The 19,485-nt window shown below is 65.4% G+C and carries 20 protein-coding genes; 7 read left to right on the forward strand and 13 right to left on the reverse strand.

Annotated elements, in window-relative coordinates; genetic code table 11:
• The 7 genes from KYX69_RS21560 to KYX69_RS21590 all read right to left on the reverse strand — a co-directional run.
• Nucleotides 1-295, reverse strand: a 295-nt coding sequence (locus KYX69_RS21560; protein WP_300501372.1) for a DUF1622 domain-containing protein, incomplete at its 3' end; no start/stop codon positions are given.
• Nucleotides 282-1,004, reverse strand: a complete 723-nt coding sequence (locus tag KYX69_RS21565) for a hypothetical protein (RefSeq protein WP_007406380.1) — start codon at nt 1,002-1,004, stop codon at nt 282-284. The genes KYX69_RS21565 and KYX69_RS21560, both read right to left, overlap by 14 nt.
• Entirely contained in the window at nt 1,001-1,729 is a 729-nt protein-coding gene (locus tag KYX69_RS21570) for a hypothetical protein (RefSeq protein WP_100239927.1), read from the reverse strand. Before KYX69_RS21570 ends, KYX69_RS21565 begins: the two co-directional genes overlap by 4 nt.
• A complete protein-coding gene (locus tag KYX69_RS21575; protein ID WP_300501376.1) occupies nt 1,729-3,660 on the reverse strand; it encodes a 2Fe-2S iron-sulfur cluster-binding protein in 1,932 nt (643 codons plus the stop codon). Before KYX69_RS21575 ends, KYX69_RS21570 begins: the two co-directional genes overlap by 1 nt.
• A gap of 19 nt (nt 3,661-3,679) precedes the next feature.
• Nucleotides 3,680-3,997: a hypothetical protein gene (locus KYX69_RS21580; protein WP_030541633.1), complete on the reverse strand. Its 318-nt coding sequence runs from the start codon at nt 3,995-3,997 to the stop codon at nt 3,680-3,682.
• A 332-nt stretch (nt 3,998-4,329) separates the two neighbouring features.
• On the reverse strand, nt 4,330-4,755 hold the full coding sequence (locus KYX69_RS21585; RefSeq protein ID WP_300501379.1) for a heavy metal-responsive transcriptional regulator: 426 nt from the start codon (nt 4,753-4,755) through the stop codon (nt 4,330-4,332).
• Nucleotides 4,756-4,898: 143 nt separating this feature from the next.
• On the reverse strand, nt 4,899-5,255 hold the full coding sequence (locus tag KYX69_RS21590) for a hypothetical protein (protein ID WP_300501381.1): 357 nt from the start codon (nt 5,253-5,255) through the stop codon (nt 4,899-4,901).
• 237 nt (nt 5,256-5,492) lie between these two features.
• Between KYX69_RS21590 and KYX69_RS21595 the strand changes: the two genes are divergently transcribed.
• From KYX69_RS21595 to KYX69_RS21620, 6 genes are all read left to right on the forward strand, one after another.
• Nucleotides 5,493-5,855 (forward strand): hypothetical protein, encoded by a 363-nt coding sequence (locus tag KYX69_RS21595; RefSeq protein WP_300501382.1) that lies wholly within the window; start codon nt 5,493-5,495, stop codon nt 5,853-5,855.
• A gap of 326 nt (nt 5,856-6,181) precedes the next feature.
• Complete coding sequence (locus KYX69_RS21600; RefSeq protein ID WP_300501393.1) at nt 6,182-7,444, forward strand: TolC family protein; 1,263 nt, start codon at nt 6,182-6,184, stop codon at nt 7,442-7,444.
• Nucleotides 7,441-8,931 carry an efflux RND transporter periplasmic adaptor subunit gene (locus KYX69_RS21605; protein ID WP_126005608.1) on the forward strand — a complete coding sequence of 497 codons (1,491 nt, stop codon included), beginning with the start codon at nt 7,441-7,443 and terminating at the stop codon, nt 8,929-8,931. The genes KYX69_RS21600 and KYX69_RS21605 overlap by 4 nt, the downstream gene beginning before the upstream one ends.
• The gene (locus tag KYX69_RS21610; protein WP_300501385.1) at nt 8,928-12,071 is read left to right on the forward strand and encodes an efflux RND transporter permease subunit; all 3,144 of its coding nucleotides are present in this window, start codon (nt 8,928-8,930) and stop codon (nt 12,069-12,071) included. The genes KYX69_RS21605 and KYX69_RS21610 overlap by 4 nt, the downstream gene beginning before the upstream one ends.
• An 11-nt stretch (nt 12,072-12,082) precedes the next feature.
• A complete protein-coding gene (locus KYX69_RS21615; protein WP_021245555.1) occupies nt 12,083-12,472 on the forward strand; it encodes a copper-binding protein in 390 nt (129 codons plus the stop codon).
• 248 nt (nt 12,473-12,720) lie between these two features.
• Nucleotides 12,721-14,016, forward strand: a complete 1,296-nt coding sequence (locus KYX69_RS21620) for a type II restriction endonuclease (RefSeq protein WP_300501395.1) — start codon at nt 12,721-12,723, stop codon at nt 14,014-14,016.
• 169 nt (nt 14,017-14,185) lie between these two features.
• On the opposite strand, the gene KYX69_RS21625 is transcribed toward KYX69_RS21620, so the two are convergent.
• Together KYX69_RS21625 and KYX69_RS21630 are read right to left on the reverse strand one after the other, a co-directional pair.
• Nucleotides 14,186-14,650 (reverse strand): GNAT family N-acetyltransferase, encoded by a 465-nt coding sequence (locus tag KYX69_RS21625; protein ID WP_126005604.1) that lies wholly within the window; start codon nt 14,648-14,650, stop codon nt 14,186-14,188.
• Nucleotides 14,651-15,070: 420 nt separating this feature from the next.
• Entirely contained in the window at nt 15,071-17,029 is a 1,959-nt protein-coding gene (locus KYX69_RS21630) for a cytochrome c/FTR1 family iron permease (RefSeq protein WP_241231350.1), read from the reverse strand.
• Between the two features lie 158 nt (nt 17,030-17,187).
• Here KYX69_RS21630 and KYX69_RS21635 point away from each other — a divergent pair, with 158 nt between their 5' ends.
• The gene (locus tag KYX69_RS21635; protein WP_100239935.1) at nt 17,188-17,565 is read left to right on the forward strand and encodes a helix-turn-helix transcriptional regulator; all 378 of its coding nucleotides are present in this window, start codon (nt 17,188-17,190) and stop codon (nt 17,563-17,565) included.
• 81 nt (nt 17,566-17,646) lie between these two features.
• Here KYX69_RS21635 and KYX69_RS21640 read toward each other — a convergent pair whose 3' ends face one another.
• The 4 genes from KYX69_RS21640 to KYX69_RS21655 form a co-directional block, all read right to left on the reverse strand.
• The gene (locus tag KYX69_RS21640) at nt 17,647-17,940 is read right to left on the reverse strand and encodes a type II toxin-antitoxin system RelE/ParE family toxin (RefSeq protein ID WP_100239936.1); all 294 of its coding nucleotides are present in this window, start codon (nt 17,938-17,940) and stop codon (nt 17,647-17,649) included.
• The gene (locus tag KYX69_RS21645; protein WP_100239937.1) at nt 17,928-18,206 is read right to left on the reverse strand and encodes a CopG family ribbon-helix-helix protein; all 279 of its coding nucleotides are present in this window, start codon (nt 18,204-18,206) and stop codon (nt 17,928-17,930) included. The genes KYX69_RS21640 and KYX69_RS21645 overlap by 13 nt, the downstream gene beginning before the upstream one ends.
• Nucleotides 18,207-18,313: 107 nt before the next feature.
• Nucleotides 18,314-19,339, reverse strand: a complete 1,026-nt coding sequence (locus KYX69_RS21650; RefSeq protein WP_241231348.1) for an MFS transporter — start codon at nt 19,337-19,339, stop codon at nt 18,314-18,316.
• A partial coding sequence (locus KYX69_RS21655; RefSeq protein WP_300501397.1) for a hypothetical protein occupies nt 19,297-19,485 on the reverse strand: 189 nt, incomplete at its 5' end. The genes KYX69_RS21655 and KYX69_RS21650, both read right to left, overlap by 43 nt.

A 19,485-nucleotide genomic window follows, 5' to 3' on the forward strand; every position in this document is an offset into this window, starting at 1 on the left:
TCCGCACCAGCACAAGCCCGGCCAGCACGATGAGATCGTCGAGCGTCGGGTTGATCACCAGCGACTTGACGATGTCGCCGGCGACCAGAAATTCCAGGCCGAGCAGGATGCTGCGGCCGAGCGCCGATCGGAACGCGCTATAGGCCTCGGTTCGGTCGCCCGCCCTCGCCCGCCGCGCAAACAGAAAGGTTGCGAGCCCCGCGCCGACCAGGATGGTCAGCGTGCCCGCCAGTTCCAGGCCGATCACCGCGAGCCGGAAGAAGGCGCTCAGCCAGTCGGCCTCAATGGTGATCATACCAGCCTCGCTTGCGGATATTGTTGAAGCTGTCGGTAGCGTGACAGGCATAGCATTGGTCGACGCGCGCCTTCGACCCGGCTGCGCGCTGCGAGACCATGCTGAAATGCTCCATGAAGTGACTGGGCGGCGCCTTGTGGCACTCGGCGCACTGCGTCGAATTGACCGATGGATGGCGGTAATTGGCGATCTTCCAGCTGTCGGTCTTGTGACAGCTCGCGCAGTCGGTGCCGAACAGGCCCTGGTGCGGATCGCGGAACGCATGGCAGCTCGCGCAATTGAGCGCGGTCTCGGGAGTCAGGCTTCGAGTGTTTGTCGACATGCCCGCCAAAGGCTGCCGCCACTTTGCCATGTCGAGCAAGGCGGCGTGATCCATGCGGATGATGCCGCGCTCTCCCTCATGTTCGACGTGGCAGGAGGTGCACTGCGTCGCTTTCGCGTGGAACTGCGTCGACTGCTTCGTCCCGAAATCCGTGCCTGCATGGCAGGTGAGACAGGTTCGGGTTTCGACGCCCTTGCCCGGCGTGTGGCAGGCCGTGCATTGGCCGGCGAAGGACTGGTGCGCGCTCGAGAGCGGGCCGGGCGAGACGAGCTGCGCCACCAGGCCGGCATCCCTCGGCGCGTCCGATCGCATCCGGATCGCGACCGCGGCGACCATCACCAGCAGGGCTGCGATGAAGACGGCGTAGGAAAGACGCTGCCAGCTCATAGCCAGCGCAGCCCGTAATAGATCGCCGCGCCGACGTGGAGCGCGAGCAGCGCGAAGATGAGACAGCCCAGCAGGATGTGCAGGAACCGCCATCGCGCGAACAGGGTGTTGGTCGCCTCTTCGGCGCGGATCGCGAATTCGGTATCGGCCAGCGCCGCGGCGATCCCCGCCTTGTCCTGGGGGTGCTGGCCCGCGGGCGCATCCCCGGCGACGAACAGATAGCGCCTCCAGCCCGACAGCGGCGCGGCTGCGGTATCGGCCTGCGCCGGCGCCGCCGGCTCCTCAAGGAAGGCGGCGCGAAGCGAGGCCAGTTCCGACCTGCGTCCGCGCAGCGCCCGACCAAGCTGGGCAAGCAGGTAGCGGCCGATGAAGCCGGTGATGACCGTCATCAGCAGGAGGACGGTCAGAAGCAGTCCGACCGGGCTTTCGAGCTTGTGCGCAGCGTGGACCAGACCCAGGATCGGCGCCAGCACGCCGGCATAGATGTGGATGGCGAGCAGGGTCGGCTTGCTGACGACCCGGGAGAGCGCCTTGTCGACCCAGGCGATGTGCTTGGCCGCGACATAGGGAAGCGTCAGCAGCATCAGCACGAGCGCTGCGATCCCGATGATCCCGCCAGCGAGGCTGCCCGGAAAGCGCGGTGACACATGCACCAGATAGCCGAACGGGAACAGCAGCAGGAACGCGACCAGCAGACCGACGGCGATGTCGCTGCGTTCGCGCATCAGGCTTCGACCACGAGCGGCGTGCCCGTCCCCTTCGCCTGGCACGCGAGCACATAGCCTTGCGCCTTGTCGGCGGGCGCGAGGCCGGACTCGACCTCCATCGTCACCTCGCCCTGCAGCAGCTTGACGACACAGGCGCCGCATGTGCCCGCACGGCAGGCATAGGGGATCTCGACGCCCGCGCCCTCGGCCGCCTCCAGCACGGTCTCGTCCGCGGGCAAGGCAGCCGACACCCCCGACACGGAGAAGGTCACCGTGCTCGGCGCCACCTCAGTGCTCGGGGCCGGCTTATCCGCTGGCGCGGGCGCGGGCTTGACCTCGAGATCCTCGGGGTCGGCAGGCAGCGAGGCCGGACCGAACGCCTCGGTGTGCAGCTGCGCTTCGGGGACGCCGAGCTCCGCCAGCACGCCGCGCATCGCCGCCATCATCGCCGGCGGGCCGCACATATGGATCCGCCGGCTCGCGATCTCCGGCACCGCGGCCAGGATCATCTCGCGGGTGATCGGCCCTTCGGGGCCCATCCAGACGGTGCCGGGCGCGCGCTGCATCGCGGCGACGACATGGAGGTTGGGAAAACGGCGTTCGAGCCGCTCGAGCTCGTCGCGGAACACGAATTCCTCGGTCGACCGTGCGCCGTAGAAGAAGAAGATATCGCCCTTCCACGCGGTGTCGGTGAGATAGCGCAGCACCGACATCATCGGCGTGATGCCGACCCCGCCCGCGATCAGCACGATGCTTTCGGCATCCGTCCCCGTGAAGGTGAAGGCGCCGAACGGTCCGCTGACCTTCAGCAGATCATCTGCGACGATCTTGTCGTGCAGGTGCCGCGAGACCACGCCCTGCTCCTCGCGCTTGACCGTCAGCTCGACATAGGCCCGCTGGGTCGGGGAGGAGGCGATCGTGTACGAGCGACGCGCGGTCTTGCCCGGCTCGGGCACCACCTCGACCTGCAGGAACTGTCCCGGCAGGAAGTCGAACGGCAGCCGATCGGCAGCCGGGTCCGCGAGCCGGAAGGTCAGCACGGTCGGCGTTTCTCGCACGATCTGTACCACACGCAGCTGCCCCGCCCAGCTTTTGGGCTTGCGCAGCGAAGCCCCCGCGGGCGCGGCCGCATTGCTCGGCGCGAGCCCAGCGCTATCGGCAACGGGTGCAGGCGCGGGCGCGGGCGCAACCCTGGTAGCGGGAGGGGCAGCCTTCGGCTCCGGCTTTGCCAATGCCTTGCCGGTGGCGACACCGCCGGCGATCGCCGCGATACGCCGCAGGCGGAAGATCTGCAGCGCGATCAGCGTGGCGCTCACCAGCCCCAGGAACAGCATGAGAAGGAGGTGCGAAGGCGAGATGCCGAACCAGTGATCGGCATGGCCGGGCGCGGCCTGGTCGATGTCGAGCTGATCGCGCAGCCAGGCAAGCCCGACCTCCCGGGGCGGCTGCAAGCCTCCGATCGCGCCCTGCGCGGCGGTGCCGGACCGGAACAGGTCGGTTCCCTCGCGCAGGCGGCGCGCCGCATCGAGCCGGGCCGAGACCGTGGTCGCACGCGCGCCGTCGGCCGAGGCGGCGTTGATCATCGCCAAGCCCATGCTTACCCGTTCCCCGGCCTGCGCAGCGACCCGCTGCCGGGCCGCTTCGTCGAGCGCGGGAAAGGCGAGCAACTGCGAAAAAAATGCGGTGCGGCGGGAATCGTGCCCATGTTCATTCTCGCCTTCGCCGTTGATCATGCGCTCCATCATGGAGTTCATCATCGAGGCCATATCGGAGGTGCCGACCTCGGGCTTTGCGGACATTGCGCCATCGGCCATCCCCGCACCGCCCGAAGTATCCCCATGATGTGCCGAATGGTCTTCGCCCTCCTGAGCGTGCACGCTCGCAGAGGGAAGGCTGAAAGCGAGCAACAACCCCAGACCCGAAAGGCGAAGGCTGGTCCAAACGCACATGTCGACCCCCTTCGCGCCCTTACATGTCCTTCATCGGCATCGCCGAATCCGCAGGCGCAGGCTCGGTCTTCGGAGCGCTGCTGTTCATGCCTCCCTGGCGCATCGCATCATGGTCCATGGCCTGCTGGTGATGCCGCTCCATCTCCTGTTCATTGGCCATGGCGTCCGAATGATCCATGCCGGCGGGATTTACGCTATCAGCGCCAGCCGCGGGTGCGGCGCTGTTGGCCGCAGCCGGCACCGTCTGATCGGTCTTGCGCTCACAGCCCGAAAGCGCCGCCATCGAGAGCAGGCTAACGCTGATTAACGACAGTATGGCTTTTCGATTTCCGACCATTGCTTCTTCCTTTCGTACTGGAGGAATCTCCGGGTGGCCGTGAGCCACCCGGAGCAGAAATCATTGGGCTTGGCGAAGAATCTTGCGGCACTGATCGTGCGACAGGTTCATGGGATTACGACCCTGCTGTTTCATCTCGCCATGGTCATGACGTGTCTGGAGACCCATATCGCCCTCCATGGCCCTACAGCTTTCGACCTGTGCGGAGGTAGGCGGCGTCGTCGCACAGGCGCCCAGAAGCAATGCTGGAACAATCCCAGCCACTATATGTATTCGTGTCATGATAAATCCCCTTTTAATAATGGTGTTTGTTCTTCCTGCGAGGTTTGCTCTTATATCTTTCGGTGATCAGTTCTCCGCCTTTCCGTGAGGAACGTGAGAATAGGGCAATCGGAAACAGGAACTTCGCCCGGGCACTCATCGGCAAGCAATCGAAGCATGTCGCGAATATCGGACAGGCGCTTGAGCCGGACTTCGGCGTCCGTAATCTTGGCGAGCGTGATATCGAGCACGGCCTGCGCATGCGCGGTGTCCGATGCCCTGAGCGCCAGCAGCTGCCGGGCCTGATCGAGGGTGAAGCCAAGCTCCTGCGCCGAGCGGATGAAGTTGACGCGCTCGAGGTCGGTCGCGTCGTAGAGCCTGTAGCCCGCTGCCGTGCGCGCGGGCTCGCGCAGCAGGCCCATTCGCTCATAATAGCGGATCGTATCCCGCCCCACGCCTGCGGCCGCGGCCAGTTCGCCGACCTTGAAATTGCCCATGTCATCCGCTCGATCATGCCGGTTGGACCATGGTCCAGGGTCAAGCGGTTTCGCTTTGACCCCGAACGGTCTCCTCGTCGCCGGCGGCCCGCTGCCCCGACGCGTCGCATCAGGGCAGCCCGTGCCGCCGGGCCACCGGCTTGTCAGTTCTTGCGAAGCTCGACGATGTCGTGCTTGGCAGGCGTGCCGTCGGCGACGGACACGTGCGCGAAGTGATCGTCAAAGACATGGTCGATCGTTACATGGCCGACGAGCTGGCGGTGATAGGTCGGCGCCACGCCCTTGGACGGACCCGGATGGGTCACGACGCGATAGACCTCGAGCTTCTGGCCGACCTCGGCGCCGTCGGCCTTGCCAATGCACACGACGGTGCCGTTGTTGCCCGTGTCGACGATCGAACCGCGCATGAAGAAGCTGTGCCCGATGCTCTGGGCCATAGTGGGGACGGCAGCAAGCATCGAAATGCCGGCAAGCGCGACCATGAGAGTTTTCCTGACCATATTCACCTCCTTGGATGCCACCGCCCGGACCTACCGAGGGGAAGAGCGTCTCTTCAGGCTTGGGACTACGGTCCCGGGTCCAGCCTCGATATACGTAGAGGCCGCAGCCGAACTTCTTCCTGGAGCGAGGTCTTTATTTAGGCGATGCTGGTGGAATCGGCGGCAAGCGCCTGGTAATCCGGCAGGCACGAGACTTTTGTTGGCTGCGACCACAAATCCCGCTAGATATCGAGGCCCGTGAAACGTCTGCTCGCCCTTCTGCTCGTCATCGGAGCGCTGTCCGGTCTCTTCGGAGCCCAGATGGCGGCCGCGCACAGCGTGCCGCAGGCGGCAGGCGCGCCGCTGGCCAAGGGCATGGATGCGGACTGCATGGCGATGATGGCCAAGCAGCGGCCTGCGCCCCGCGAGAAGCCTTGCAAGGGCCTGACGCTCGATTGCATCGCCGCGATGGGATGCGTGATCCCGCTGGTCGCGACCGACCTCGCGGGCAGCGTTGAAACCTCGCGCCTGTCCGACGCCCCGTCCTTCTGGACGACCCATAGCATCTTGACGGGCAAGTCTTTCGCGCCCGACCCGGATCCCCCCACCAGCCTTGCCTGATTGAAGCCTGATGCCCGGCGCCTGCGCGTATGTGCGCAGCCCTGGCCGTTTCAATTTTTCGACAAGGATATTCCCGATGAACCGGTTCATTCCGGCTGCCGCAAAGGCAGCCGACAGGTTGCGGCGTCGCGCTCCGCACGATCGACGACACCGTCATCGCGCCGACGTGCAGGTTGGCGCATGCCTCCTACACCATGGCCTCTACAGCTCCGGGCGCGTCGGCGACCGGCAAGGCTCGCGAGCCGCATAGCGGGGACTCAGCGGGCCTGCTTCGACGGTGCCCCGTCCCGAGCTCGCCGAACCTTGCCTTCAAGGAGGACATGTCGATGGCCATCACGCCAAGGCGCGCTGTGCGACGCCTGTTGCTGTCGCTCGGTGCGACGCTCGCAACCGCCTGGGTGGTGCCGGTGTCAGCCGACCCGCTCACCTACGAGCAGGCGCTGGTGCGCGCGGCCGCCAATGCGCCGAGCCTCAAGGCGCGGGCTGCCGCGACCGCCGGCGCGCGCTCCTCGGCGATCGCGGCCGATCGCCTGCCCGATCCGACGCTCGACCTGGGCCTGCAGAACTTCCCGGTGAGCGGCCCCAATGCCGGCAGCTTCACGCGCGACGATTTCACCATGGCGACGATCGGGTTCAGCCAGACCTTCCCCAATCTCGCCAAGCGCCATGCACGCGCCGCGCGCGCCGCGGCCGATATCGGTGTCGCCGAGGCGGGGGAGCTGGTCGAAGGCCGCAACGTGCGGCTCGAGACCGCCCTCGCCTGGGTCGATCTCTATTATGGCGAACGCCGGCTCCGGCAGCTCGACCTGCTTGATGCCAGTCTCGACGACCTGCAGAAGACCGTGACCGCACGCCTGGCGTCGGGCAGCGCGCGCCCGAGCCAGGCGCTCGAGCCCGACCAGCTCCGCGCCGCCATCGCCGATCGCCGCGCCGAGATGGCTGCGGTGGTGGCGCAGGCCCGGGCCCGGCTCGCGCGCTATACCGGCGACCCCGACCCGCAGGTAACGGGCGACCCGCCGATGCTCGATGTCAATCCGGTTCGGCTGCGGGCCGGCATCGATGCACTTCCCGCCCTGCGTGCGCAGGATGCACGGATCGCGGTTGCCGAGGCGGACGTGCGGCTCGCGCGCGCCGACAAGCGCCCCGACTGGAAGGTCGGCGTCACCTATGGCCGGCGCGATCCGATGTACGGCGACATGGCCTCGGTCGGCGTGTCGATCGACCTGCCGCTGTTCGCCGGCAAGCGCCAGAATCCCAGGATCGCTGCAAGCGAGAGCCTCGTGCAAGGGGGTCGGTTCGACCGCGAGGCGATCCGCCGCGAGCTGGTGGCGCAGCTCGACGCCGACCTTGCCGATCATGCCATGCATCTCTCCCGGTTGCGCAATGCCCGCGAGACGCTGGTGCCCCTCGCCAGGCACCGCGCCGAGCTCGATCGCGACAGCTATGGCGCTGGCAAGCTCGACCTTGGCGCCGCGCTGCTCACGACGCTCGGGCTCGCGGAGGCCGAGGTCGAGGCGCTCAACCGCGAAGCCGACGTCGCGCGCGACGCGGTCCGCATCACGATCACCTATGGGGAGGAGCGGCCATGACGCTCGATAAATCCGCGCTGCGCTGGGGCGCATCGATCCTGGCTGTCGCGCTGCTGGCCGGCGGCACAGGCTATTGGGCAGGCCATCGCCAGGCGCCGCACCCGGAGGCGGCCGCAACCGCCGGGGCAGGCAAAGTCCTCTACTGGTATGATCCGATGTTCCCGAACCAGAAGTTCGACAAGCCCGGCAAGTCGCCCTTCATGGATATGCAACTGGTGCCCCGCTATGCGGAGGGAGCAAGCGCCGCCGCGGCCCCCACGGTCGCGGTCGATCCAGCCGCGCGGCAGAGCCTGGGATTACGGGTCGTCGCGGCGAAGATGGGCAGCCTTGCCTCAGCCCTTGAGGTCACCGGCACGATCGACTTCAACCAGCGTGACGTCGCCGTCATCCAGGCGCGTTCGGGCGGGTTCGTGAGCCGCGTCTATGCGCGCGCGCCCGGGGACGTGGTCCGTGCCGGCGCGCCGATCGCGGACCTGCTGCTGCCCGAATGGGGCGGCGCGCAGACCGAATATCTGAGCGTCAGGCGGCTCGGCAAGCCCGATCTCACCGCGGCTGCGCGCCAGCGGCTGCAGCTGTTGGGCATGTCCGACGGCCTCATCGCCAGCGTCGAGCGGAGCGGTCGACCGAACGGTGTGGTGACCATCACGACGCCGATCTCGGGCACGATCCAGACGCTCGACGCCCGTGCCGGCGTGACGCTCGCCATGGGCCAGACGCTCGCCCAGGTGAGCGGGCTCGGCACCGTGTGGCTCAACGCTGCGGTGCCCGAAGCGCGCGCGGGCGATGTCCGGGTCGGCCAGAATGCCAGCGCCACGCTGGCGAGCTTCCCCGGCGAGAGTTTCGCCGGCCGGGTGATCGCGATCCTGCCGACCACGCAGGCAGACAGCCGCACGCTCACCGTTCGGATCGAGCTGCCCAACCGGCAGGGGCGGTTGCGGCCGGGCATGTTCGCCAGCGTCGCGCTTGGCGGCGATGCCAAGCCGGCGCTGCTGGTGCCGAGCGAAGCGGTGATCCGCACGGGCAAGCGCACGCTCGTCATGCTCGCCGCAGGCGACGGGCGCTATCATCCCGCCGAGGTCCGCATCGGCCGCGAGGCGGACGGCGAGACCGAGATACTTGCCGGCCTGTCACCCGGCGAGAACGTCGTCGCCTCGGGGCAATTCCTGATCGATTCCGAAGCGAGCCTGTCGGGAATCGAGGCGCGGCCGATCGGCGGCGCGGCGGCATCGGCGACCATCGCCGCGCCGAGGTCGAAAGCCACGCTGTACGAGACGACGGGCAAGATCGAGCGGATCACGGCCAATTCGGTGACGCTCAGCCACGAACCCGTCCCCGCGCTCGACTGGCCGGCGATGACGATGACCTTCGCGCTCGCCGATCCGGGCATCGCGAGCGGCTTCAAGGCGGGTGACCGGGTCCGGTTCGGGTTCGACCGGCCCCCGGCGGGACCAACGCTGCGGCGTATGGCGAAGGTGGCGGGCCGATGATCGCCCATCTCATCCGCTGGTCGGTCCGCAACCGCTTTTTCGTTCTGATCGGCATGCTGGCGCTGGTCGGCGCGGGCCTCTGGGCGGTACGATCCACCCCGATCGATGCCCTCCCCGATCTCTCGGACGTGCAGGTTGTGATCCGCACCTCCTACCCGGGGCAGGCGCCGCAGATCGTCGAGAACCAGGTCACCTATCCGCTCACCACCACCATGCTGTCGGTGCCAGGCGCCAAGACGGTGCGCGGCTACAGCTTCTTTGGCGACAGCTTCGTCTATGTGATCTTCGAGGACGGCACCGATCTCTATTGGGCGCGCAGCCGCGTGCTCGAATATCTGAACCAGGTGCAGGGGCGCCTGCCGGCAAGCGCGCGCAGCGCGCTCGGGCCCGACGCGACCGGGGTCGGATGGGTCTATGAATATGCGCTGGTCGACCGGACCGGCGGGCATGACCTGTCGCAGCTGCGCGGGTTGCAGGACTGGTTCCTGCGCTATGAGCTCAAGACCGTGACCGGCGTCGCCGAGGTCGCCAGCATCGGCGGCATGGTCAAGCAGTATCAGATACTGCTCGATCCGGTGAAGCTCGCCGCCTACGGGGTGACCCATGCCCAGGCGGTCGAGGCGATCCGGCAGGCCAATCAGGAAGCGGGCGGGTCGGTGCTCGAGCTGGCCGAAGCCGAATATATGGTGCGCGCCTCAGGCTATCTGAAGACGCTCGACGATTTCCGCGCGATCCCGCTGAAGACGGCGGCCGGCGGTGTGCCGGTCCGGCTCGGCGACGTCGCCACGATCCAGATCGGGCCCGAGATGCGGCGGGGCATCGCCGAGCTGAACGGCGAAGGCGAGGTCGCTGGCGGGGTCGTGATCCTGCGCTCGGGCAAGAATGCGCGGGAGACGATCGCGGCGGTCAAGGACAAGCTCGCAGACCTCAAGAGGAGCCTGCCGCCGGGCGTCGAGGTGGTGACGGTCTACGACCGCTCGCAGCTGATCGACCGCGCCGTCGAGAACCTCACCCACAAGCTGGTCGAGGAGTTCGTCGTCGTGGCCCTGGTCTGTGCGCTCTTCCTCTGGCATGTCCGATCGGCGCTGGTCGCGATCCTGACCCTGCCGCTCGGCGTGCTGGCAGCGTTCTTCGTAATGCGCTTCCAGGGCGTGAACGCCAACATCATGTCCTTGGGCGGCATCGCCATCGCCATCGGTGCGATGGTCGATGCGGCGGTGGTCATGATCGAGAATGCCCACAAGAAGATCGAGCACTGGGAGCAGGATCATCCGGACACGCCTCTCGACGGCGAGATGCGCTGGATCGTCGTCACCGAGGCGGCGGCCGAGGTCGGGCCGGCGCTGTTCTTCAGCCTGCTGATCATCACGCTGTCGTTCATTCCGGTGTTCACGCTCGAGGCGCAGGAAGGCCGGCTGTTCGCGCCGCTCGCCTTCACCAAGACCTATGCGATGGGCGCGGCCGCGATCCTGTCGGTGACCTTGGTGCCGATCCTGATGGGCTGGCTGATCCGGGGACGCATCCCGCCCGAGCAGGCCAATCCGGTCAATCGCTGGCTGACCGATCTCTACCGGCCCGCGATCGACTGGACGATGAAGCGTCCCAAGGCCGTGCTGCTGATCGCCACGCTGGTGTTCGCGACCACAGCCTGGCCGCTCAGCCGGCTCGGCGGCGAGTTCATGCCGAACCTCGACGAGGGCGACCTGCTCTACATGCCTTCGGCCCTGCCCGGCCTGTCGGCGGCCAAGGCGAGCGAGCTGCTTCAGCAGACCGACCGGCTGATCAGGACGGTGCCCGAGGTCGAAAGCGTGTTCGGCAAGGCGGGGCGCGCCGAGACCGCGACCGACCCCGCCCCGCTCGAAATGTTCGAGACGACCATCCAGTTCAAGCCGCGCGACCAGTGGCGGGCGGGCATGACGCCCGAGAAGCTGATCAACGAGCTCGATCGCAGGGTTAAGCTCCCCGGGCTCGCCAATATCTGGGTGCCGCCGATCCGCAACCGCATCGATATGCTCGCGACCGGCATCAAGAGCCCGATCGGGGTCAAGGTGTCGGGCAGTGATCTCACCGAGCTCGACCGCATCGCCCATGATGTCGAGACGGTGGCCAAGACCGTGCCCGGCGTCAGCTCGGCGCTCGCCGAGCGGCTGACCGGCGGGCGCTATGTCGATGTCGACATCGATCGCGCCGACGCCGCGCGGTTTGGCCTCAACATCGCTGACGTGCAGGCCATCGTCTCGGGCGCGATCGGCGGCGAGACGATCGGCGAGACGGTCGAGGGCCTCGCCCGCTACCCGATCAGCGTGCGCTATCCGCGCGAATTGCGCGACAGCCTCGACGGGCTGCGGGGGCTACCGATCCTGACGCCCGCGGGCCAGCAGATCACCCTCGGCACGGTCGCCAATGTCACGATCGCCGAAGGGCCGCCGATGCTCAAGACCGAGAATGCCCGGCCCTCGACCTGGGTCTATGTCGATGTGCGCGGGCGCGATCTCGCCTCGGTGGTTGGCGATCTGCAACGCGCGGTGGCGAGACAGGTTCGGCTCTCGCCGGGGGTCAGCATCGCCTATTCGGGCCAGTTCGAATATCTCGAGCGCGCGGTCGACCGCTTGAAGCTGGTCGTGCCCGCGACGCTGCTGATCATCTTCGTGCTGCTGTACCTCATCTTCGGCCGCTTCGACGAGGCGGCATTGATCATGGGCACGCTGCCGTTCGCGCTGACCGGCGGCATCTGGACGCTCTATCTGCTCGGGTTCAACCAGTCAGTCGCGACCGGGGTCGGGTTCATCGCGCTAGCCGGCGTCTCCGCCGAGTTCGGGGTGGTGATGCTGATCTATCTCAAGAATGCGCTGGCCGAGCGCACGGCTAATCCGGACGCCGCCGAGGTGAAGGCCGCGGTGCGCGAAGGCGCGCTGCTGCGCGTCCGGCCCAAGGCGATGACGGTCGCGGTGATCCTCGCCGGCCTGCTGCCGATCCTGCTGGGATCGGGCGCGGGCTCGGAGGTGATGAGCCGGATCGCGGCGCCGATGATCGGCGGCATGCTGAGCGCGCCGCTGCTGTCGATGTTCGTCCTGCCCGCCGCCTATCTGCTGCTGCGCCGGCCGAAGACCGACCCCATCCATCAACCCGCTTCATCATGAAGGAGACGATTATGAGACATGCACGACTGACCCTCGCCCTCGGCCTTGCCGTCCTGACCGCCGCGTGCGGCAAGAAGGGCGAGACCCCGGTTACAACCGAAACCAACCAGGCGGCGCCTGCCGCGACCATGAGCGGCGACATGGGCAACATGTCGATGGCGCCCGACGCGAACGCCGCAATCAAGGCCAAGGGCCATGGCACCGTCACCGCGATCGACAAGACGGCGGGCACGATCACGCTCAACCACGGCCCGATCCCCGAAGCCAAGTGGCCGGCGATGACGATGGCGTTCAAGGCGGCGCCCGCGATCACCGATGCGGTCAAGGTCGGCGACAAGGTCGATTTCGACCTCTCGCTCAAGGGCAGCGATGGCGAGGTCACCGCGATCACAAAGCAATGATCCGCTAAGTTCGACCAAAAGAAGCTGGTTGCGTCGCCGCTCCGGGGCGGCGACGCCCCTGCCGGCCGTCTGCCTGGCCGTGCGCCCGGTCTACGGATGCGATCGGCAACGCCCAACGCCAGCCGCGTTTCCCTGCGCGATCACAGGCAGTTTGAGCAAGCTTCGCGGATCGCACATTGAACGTGCAAGCCGCCCTTGCCCGCGATAGCCTGAGCGGCAAGGAGCCAGTTCAGGATGACCGAGCCAGTATGACCTTGTTACCCACGACACATCATGATCTCTTGAGCGAGCTTGTCCGTCGTTGGCGAGACGATCCGGGCGCCACCTATCGCTCCTGGTTTCTTTGGGACGAACGCCTGAAAAACTTCCGCTCCATCCGTCGGGGGCTGCAGCAGGTGGTCGTGGAAATCGAAAGTGGGCGGTTCGGCGTCGCCTATCGCGGCTCGTCACTGGAAACGGTTGTCCACTCGATCGCCGAACAGCGGCAGATCTTCAAGGGCGCCGACCATGCCTGGCTGTGGAAGCCCAAGCTGCGCATTCCCGACATTTACGAAAGCCCGGACAATCAGCGGGCGTTCGGTCGCCTGCTCGACAATTGCTCGTGCTGCGACACCGCCGAGGAGATCATCAGCCACATCCGCAGCATAGATGCGCTCAAGATCAAGGGGCTGGGTCCGGCGGCGGCCAACCTGCTCTATTTCCTTCACCCGACGCTGGTGCCGCCCTTCAATACCGCGATCGTCAAGGGCTACAACGCCGTCACCGGCGCCAAGGTGAAGCTTGGCTCATGGGATCATTTTCTCGCCATGCGCGCCGGTATCCTCGATCTCAACGACCGTTACCGCGAGCTGCTCTCGAACGATCTCGGCGCGATCGGCGGACTGCTGTTCGACATCGGCTCGGGCCGCTATCCGGCGCCGCCGCTGGATGACCATGCCTCCTTACGCTGTGACTGGCTTGGCCGGTTGGAACAGGCGCGAGCCGAGGCCGCTCGGCTCGACAAGACCATGGCAGCGCAAGGCGAAACCGACCGTACGCATACGGAAATCCAGGCCTGGCTGCGCGACCTCGGCCATGCGCTCGGTTACGATGTCTGGATCGCCGCCAATGACCGGGGCCGGCTTCATGCGGACGCGCCGCTCGGGGCGGGATGCCTGGAGCATCTCCCGGAAGCCATCGCCACTTCACCTGGCGCGGATTCGATCCGTCTGATCGACGTTCTGTGGTTGGAAAAGGGTGGCAACGGCGTCGCCGCGGCCTTCGAGGTTGAACATTCGACCTCGATCTACTCAGGGATCGTCCGCATGCTCGATCTGGCGCTGTCGGGAAGCGATCTGCACGCTGCCGCCGGGCTGTTCCTGGTCGCACCAAATTCGCGCGAGCAGGATGTTCGCGCGCAACTCCGTCGTCCGGCGTTCAGCCGCATCGCGGATCTCGACTTCGCCTATCTCCCGTATGGCGAGCTGGAAAAGAACAAGGAGGCCATCGCCCGGTTCGGGTCCGGTCTGAAGGCGATCAAGGCAATCTCCAGCCCCTTGCCCTGACGCAGACCACCGTACGGCGGCGACCAAAAGCCAATGGCCATTCCCTTGTGTTTCCGGCAAATAACTGCGGGTGAGAGCGAAGGCCCTACGGTTGGCGCTAACAGTGTCCAACAGGCGTCGGCTTTCACCTGATTGTCGGCCATCAAGCCGAGATAAAACATCGCATTATCTACAGGTAGAGGCCGAGAAACGACGCGCCGGGGACCGGATTGAAGGAAATCGGCTCGGCAGCAACAAAACCGAGAGCCTCATATAGCTTGCGCGCGGGAACGGACTTCGCCTGCACGTCGAGCCTCATTTCGCTATATCCCACCGCGCGAGCTTCTTCGATCAGACGTTCAGCGAGAGCGCGACCAAGATGCTGTCCCTGAGCATGGGGGCGAACATAAAGTCGTTTCATTTCGCATATTTCAGGAGTGACTTGCCGCATTGCGACGCAGCCCTCTAATTCTCCATCCCGATCCGCGAGCAACACGCATCCTTTCGGTAAAGCATGTTTACCCGGCAGAGTCGCAAACTCGGCATCGTTGTTTTGATAATTAAGATTTACCGGAGAATTGGCGATAAATTCACGCCAGATGCCTAGCACCGCCGCTTTATCGGCAGGGAAAACTGCGTGTCGGATGACCGTCATAGCATGAAGGTCTTGCCGAAGATCATGGCTGCGATGAGGCACGTTTTTGAGAGCATTGTGGTGATGCAAAACCAACGTCGAAAATCACATGAATCGCGCCGCCCCAGGCCGGGGGCGGTCCTCTGCTACTGGATCAGCGGCGATGCCGCCTGACGGAAACACTCTCAGCGAGGTTGTCGCGCACTTCTGCGATCCGACAGTGGCTTTTGGACATCGTGAGGGATCGGGGACCGCGCAAAGCCGTGCGCGGCGGGATCACAATGGAATTGCGCCGCCCCTCTGACGGGACCATGTGATTATCGTCCGTTAAGCGCTCTTTTGGCCGACAGGGGCGGAAAACAGTCAATCGTTGCCTAGCGCACGTAAAATGTACTTTTGTGTAGTCACCCCCCTCGAGCCGCTCGCGCAGCGTGGCGATCGTCATACCGGCGTCCCCTCGGCCTTGGCGGCGCTGCGCCGGTTCCATAGGAAGCCGGCAACCAGCAGCACGGCCATGACGAGCTGCGCCACGATTGTCTCCCGCGTCGGGTAGATCCCCAACAGCTCACTTCGGGGGAGCCCCGGCCACGGCGTGACGGGGAGATAGCCGGCTTCTTGCAGCGCGGCGCTCCCCTTGCCGATCAGGACCACGGCCAGCACTGCGATCAGCGCCGAGCTGTAGGCGAAGAACTTGCCGATCGGCAGCGTGCGGCTGTAGCGCATCATCACGAAGGCGATGACACCGAGTAGCGCAACCGCCGTGAGCGCGCCCGCTATGACCGCGCCGCCATTCCCCTGTCCCCAAATGGCGGCATAGAACAGGATCGTCTCGAAAACCTCGCGATAGACGACGACGAAGGAAAGCAGGAACAGGAACCATGCCGATCGGCGGCTGAGCGCCTTGCTCAGCTTGTCGCGGATATAGCGTTGCCACGCATCGGCATTGCTCTTGCCGTGCATCCAGATTCCGACCCACAGCAGCACGATCGCGGCGAACACCCCGCCGAATCCTTCGGAAAGTTCTCTGCTCGCACCGCTGATTTCGATGATCCACGTTGCCGCCGCCCAAGTGACGGCCCCGGCGACGAGGGCAGCGACCCAACCACCATGCACATAGGGCAGCATGTCGCGTCGTTCGGCTTTGCTCAGGAAGGCGATCATGGCGACTACGATCAACAGGGCTTCCAGCCCTTCGCGCGCCAGGATCGTGAACGCGGCCACGAAGCTTGACGTGGCCGACGCCTCGCTTGGCGCGAGCGCCGTTTCGGCATCGGCAAACAGGCCGTCGAGCGTGGCGACGCGATCCTTGACCGTCGCGACCGGCTCCCCCTTGGCGATCCCGGCGCGCAGATCGGCCATCGCGCCCTCAATGCGGACCATCAGCGCATTGTCGCGCGCCGACAGCACGGCCTCGACCGGCTCGAATCCGTCGAGATAGGCCGAAAGCGCCAGATCGGTCGCGGCCTTGCGCTCACCCCGGCCATAGGCGGCCAGGGCGTCGTCAAGCCGGGTGCGGGCCAGCGCCAGCGTGCCCGCCGCTTCCGCCGCGATCGTCGCTTCGGGATGGTGGCGCAGATAGGCCATGAGCTGGCGGGCCTTGTCGTCGCCCACTTGCGCGCCCAGCGCGGCCGGCGTCGTGCCGACCAGCTTTTCCAGATCGAGGCGCTTGCGAAGATCGGCATCGCCATCCCACAGCGCCTTTCCGGCGTTCGCCTCGCTCTCCGGATAGGCGAACGAACCGGCATAGAAGGCCAGCGCCCAGCGGTCTTGCGCGGGCAGTTCGGCGAAGCTCACCATGCTCGTGCCGTCGAGTCCCTGTTCGATCACCTGATAGAGCGCGAATATACTGCGCTCGCGCGCCCGTGCTTCATCGGCGAAAGCGATGGGCGCGGGATCGAGGCCACGCGCTTGCAGGCCGTCGCCGTGGCCGGTTCCACCGTGGCAGCTCGCGCAGTGTTGCGCGTAAAGCGCCTTCCCGCGCGCTACGTCGGGCGCGCTCGCTGGCGCGAGCGGAAGCGGATAGGCTTTGATGAGATCGGCCGCGAGACCGCGCGCAGCAGTCGCAATGGCGGGCGGCGGCGCTTTTGCGGCGATGATCCGTTGCAGGTTGCTGGCCTGACGTTCGAGGCCAGCAACCTGCAACGACGCCGGCAGCTCCCCGATCAGCTTGGCGGCCGTCGCGGAGAACTCTTGCATTTCGGCATATTCGCCAGCGTTGGCGATTTTCCCGTCCGCGACCGCTTCGGGATAATCGACCGCGATATAGTCGAGAAGCCGCCACGCTGTTTGTGCGGGTGCGGTTTGAGCCACCGCAGGCGTGGCAAGCGACATGAAGCTAAGGGCGGCGATGGCCAGCAACCCGAGCGTTAGCGGGCAATGTGTATCGCGATTGCGGCGCATTAGCGAGGATAAGCTGCAAAGCAGTCTGTTGAGCCACGAAACGACGCCGCTTGCTGGCCCGTGCGTGGCGATCCGATGATTATCCATCCGAACGCCTCGTTTGCGCCGTCCGCTGGGAACGGCTATATTTCAAATGAACTTGAACTGTTGGGCGACAGATGGACGAAAATCAAGCACTCGCTGCCTTCGCCGGCATTTCCAACCAAACCCGCCTCCGGATCGTCCGGTTCCTTGTGGTGGCGGGTGCGGACGGACGGTCTGCCGGAGCGATCGGCGAGGCGCTGGGCGACACGTCCCCATCGCGCCTGTCGTTTCATCTCAATCAGCTTCAGCAATCCGGCTTGATCGAAAGCCGGCGCGAGGGCCGGTCGATTATCTACAGTGCCATTTTAACCGCGTTGTCCGATCTTGTGGCGTTCCTCATGCACGATTGCTGCGAAGGGATTGCCCTGTCGGCGACCAGGCCATTGCATTGTTCGCCAAATGCACCGGGCGGCCTACGCCTGTGGCGGCGCTGGCCGAGCAAAGATAGATGATCCGAGCGTTTCCTTTTTCTCGATCACTTGCAGTAGAGCGATAGTAGTAAAGGCAAACAGGTGGTGCCGCCATGTCGGCGCCTATGGGTAGCCCGCTTCCTTTTGGTGGCGGACGGCCAGGATCGCCACCGTCTCGCCATCGAGGCGATAGAGGGCGACATAGCCGCTGTTGCCGAAGTCGATCAGCTTTTCCCGATAGTCGGGGTCCATGTCTTCCATCGGACGGCCGATACGCGGTGATGCCGCCAGAATCCTGACCCCGGCCCGGATCGTCGCAACCGCGCGGGTCGCGGCCTCCGCATCCTTGGGCAAGAGCCAGCGATAGAGCCGCTGAACATCGGCCAGCGCATTCGGTGTCCAGATCAGACGTGGCACTTAGGCGGCTCCGCATCCTCGCCCGCTTCGAGCTTCGCCAACCAGGCATCGGCCTCCTCAAGCGTCAGATGCAAACCCGTCTGCTGATATTCGTCCCATGCCCGTAAGGCGTCCTGCCGGAACGCCTCGCGCTTTTCCTCGCGTTCGACATACTGTGCGATGGCTTCGCGCATGATCCAATGCGAGCTGCGCCGCCGAACTTCGGCAAGGTGCTGGACGCGTCCCTTGAGGGCATCATCGAGCTTGATTGATGTTGCCGCTGCCATAACGCGACCTCCGTAGCAAAAGGTATTACCTTGCGCTAAGGTAGCCTTTCTGGCCAGCGCCGTCCATCCCAGCGCATACGGCCGCGCCGAAATTGATGTGTTTGCCGTCAGTCGTTGCTTGCTGACCATCGGCCATTGAATATCCGCCATCCTATCAGTCCCGCACCCAGGCCCAGCAAGCCGCCCACCAGATAGGCGGTGGTAGCATCATGCGGGACGAAAAATCCGCCAGCGACATAACCACAAATCGCAGCGGTGCGCGTCACCGAGCCATAGATTGCAGCGACTTTACCATGATCGGCGGGTGGCGTTTCGGATTGCAGCAGGGTTCGCACCGCAACATTGTGGATGCTGTTCGCGCCGCCCCCGGCGACGAAAGCAATGGCGACCATCGCCAGGCCTATTGGCGCGAGGCCGATCAGAAGCATAGTCGCACCCATGAGCGAAGCCGTGCCGAACGCCGCTAGACCGACCCTTTCTCCCATGATCCTTTCGGCCACGGCTGCACCAATCAGCATTCCACCGGCCCATAACGCTGTCAGCACTCCAAATGCCGTTGGCCCACTTGCCAGCGTTACCGTGATAAGGAAAACGAAGGCAACATCGGCGATGGCAGTCGCGAACACTTCAAGGCTAAGCGCACCTGTCGCAACCATGACACGCCGGTTGTGAAGCAAGGGTCGATAGTCCGCGAGCAGGGTTCGTTCTTCCTCTGTATGCTCCTGCGGCTTTCGGTGTAGTCCACTCGCTGCAACGATGACCAGAAGGACGACGAAGCTGGCTGCGTCGATGAGAAGGGCGTCGGTCGATCCTATCCAGCCCGCCAACACGCCACCAGCGACAGGACCGGCGAGCATCCCAAGACTTCGGACCATTTCCAAAAGGCTGTTGGCGCGTGCGAGCGTCATGCCAAGCGTGGCCGCCAGAACGGGTATCAGCGCAAAGGTTGCGGCACTGGCGATCGTGAACAGCACGCTCAGTAGCGCGGCCCCAGCGAGGGTAAATAAGGGATAATAGGCGATAAGCACGATCACGCCCGCTTGCAGCGCCGACACCACGACCAGCACACGCGCGGCGTCCTCTCGGTCGATCAGCCGACCCGCCCACGGCGCGAGAAGTAGGCCGGGAAGCAATTCCGCAATGAGCAGTGCAGGTGTCCGCCGTCAGCACCAATGGCACAGATTTGAGGTTGTGATTTAAGGAGGATCTGGGCTTCGTCGTAGTGACGAAGGAACGAAGATGAAGCCCAGATCCTCCAATGTAAAATCGCCCGCCAAGG

Origin of the sequence: Sphingomonas sp., from assembly GCF_030145815.1 — a bacterium.
GTDB lineage: Bacteria > Pseudomonadota > Alphaproteobacteria > Sphingomonadales > Sphingomonadaceae > Sphingomonas.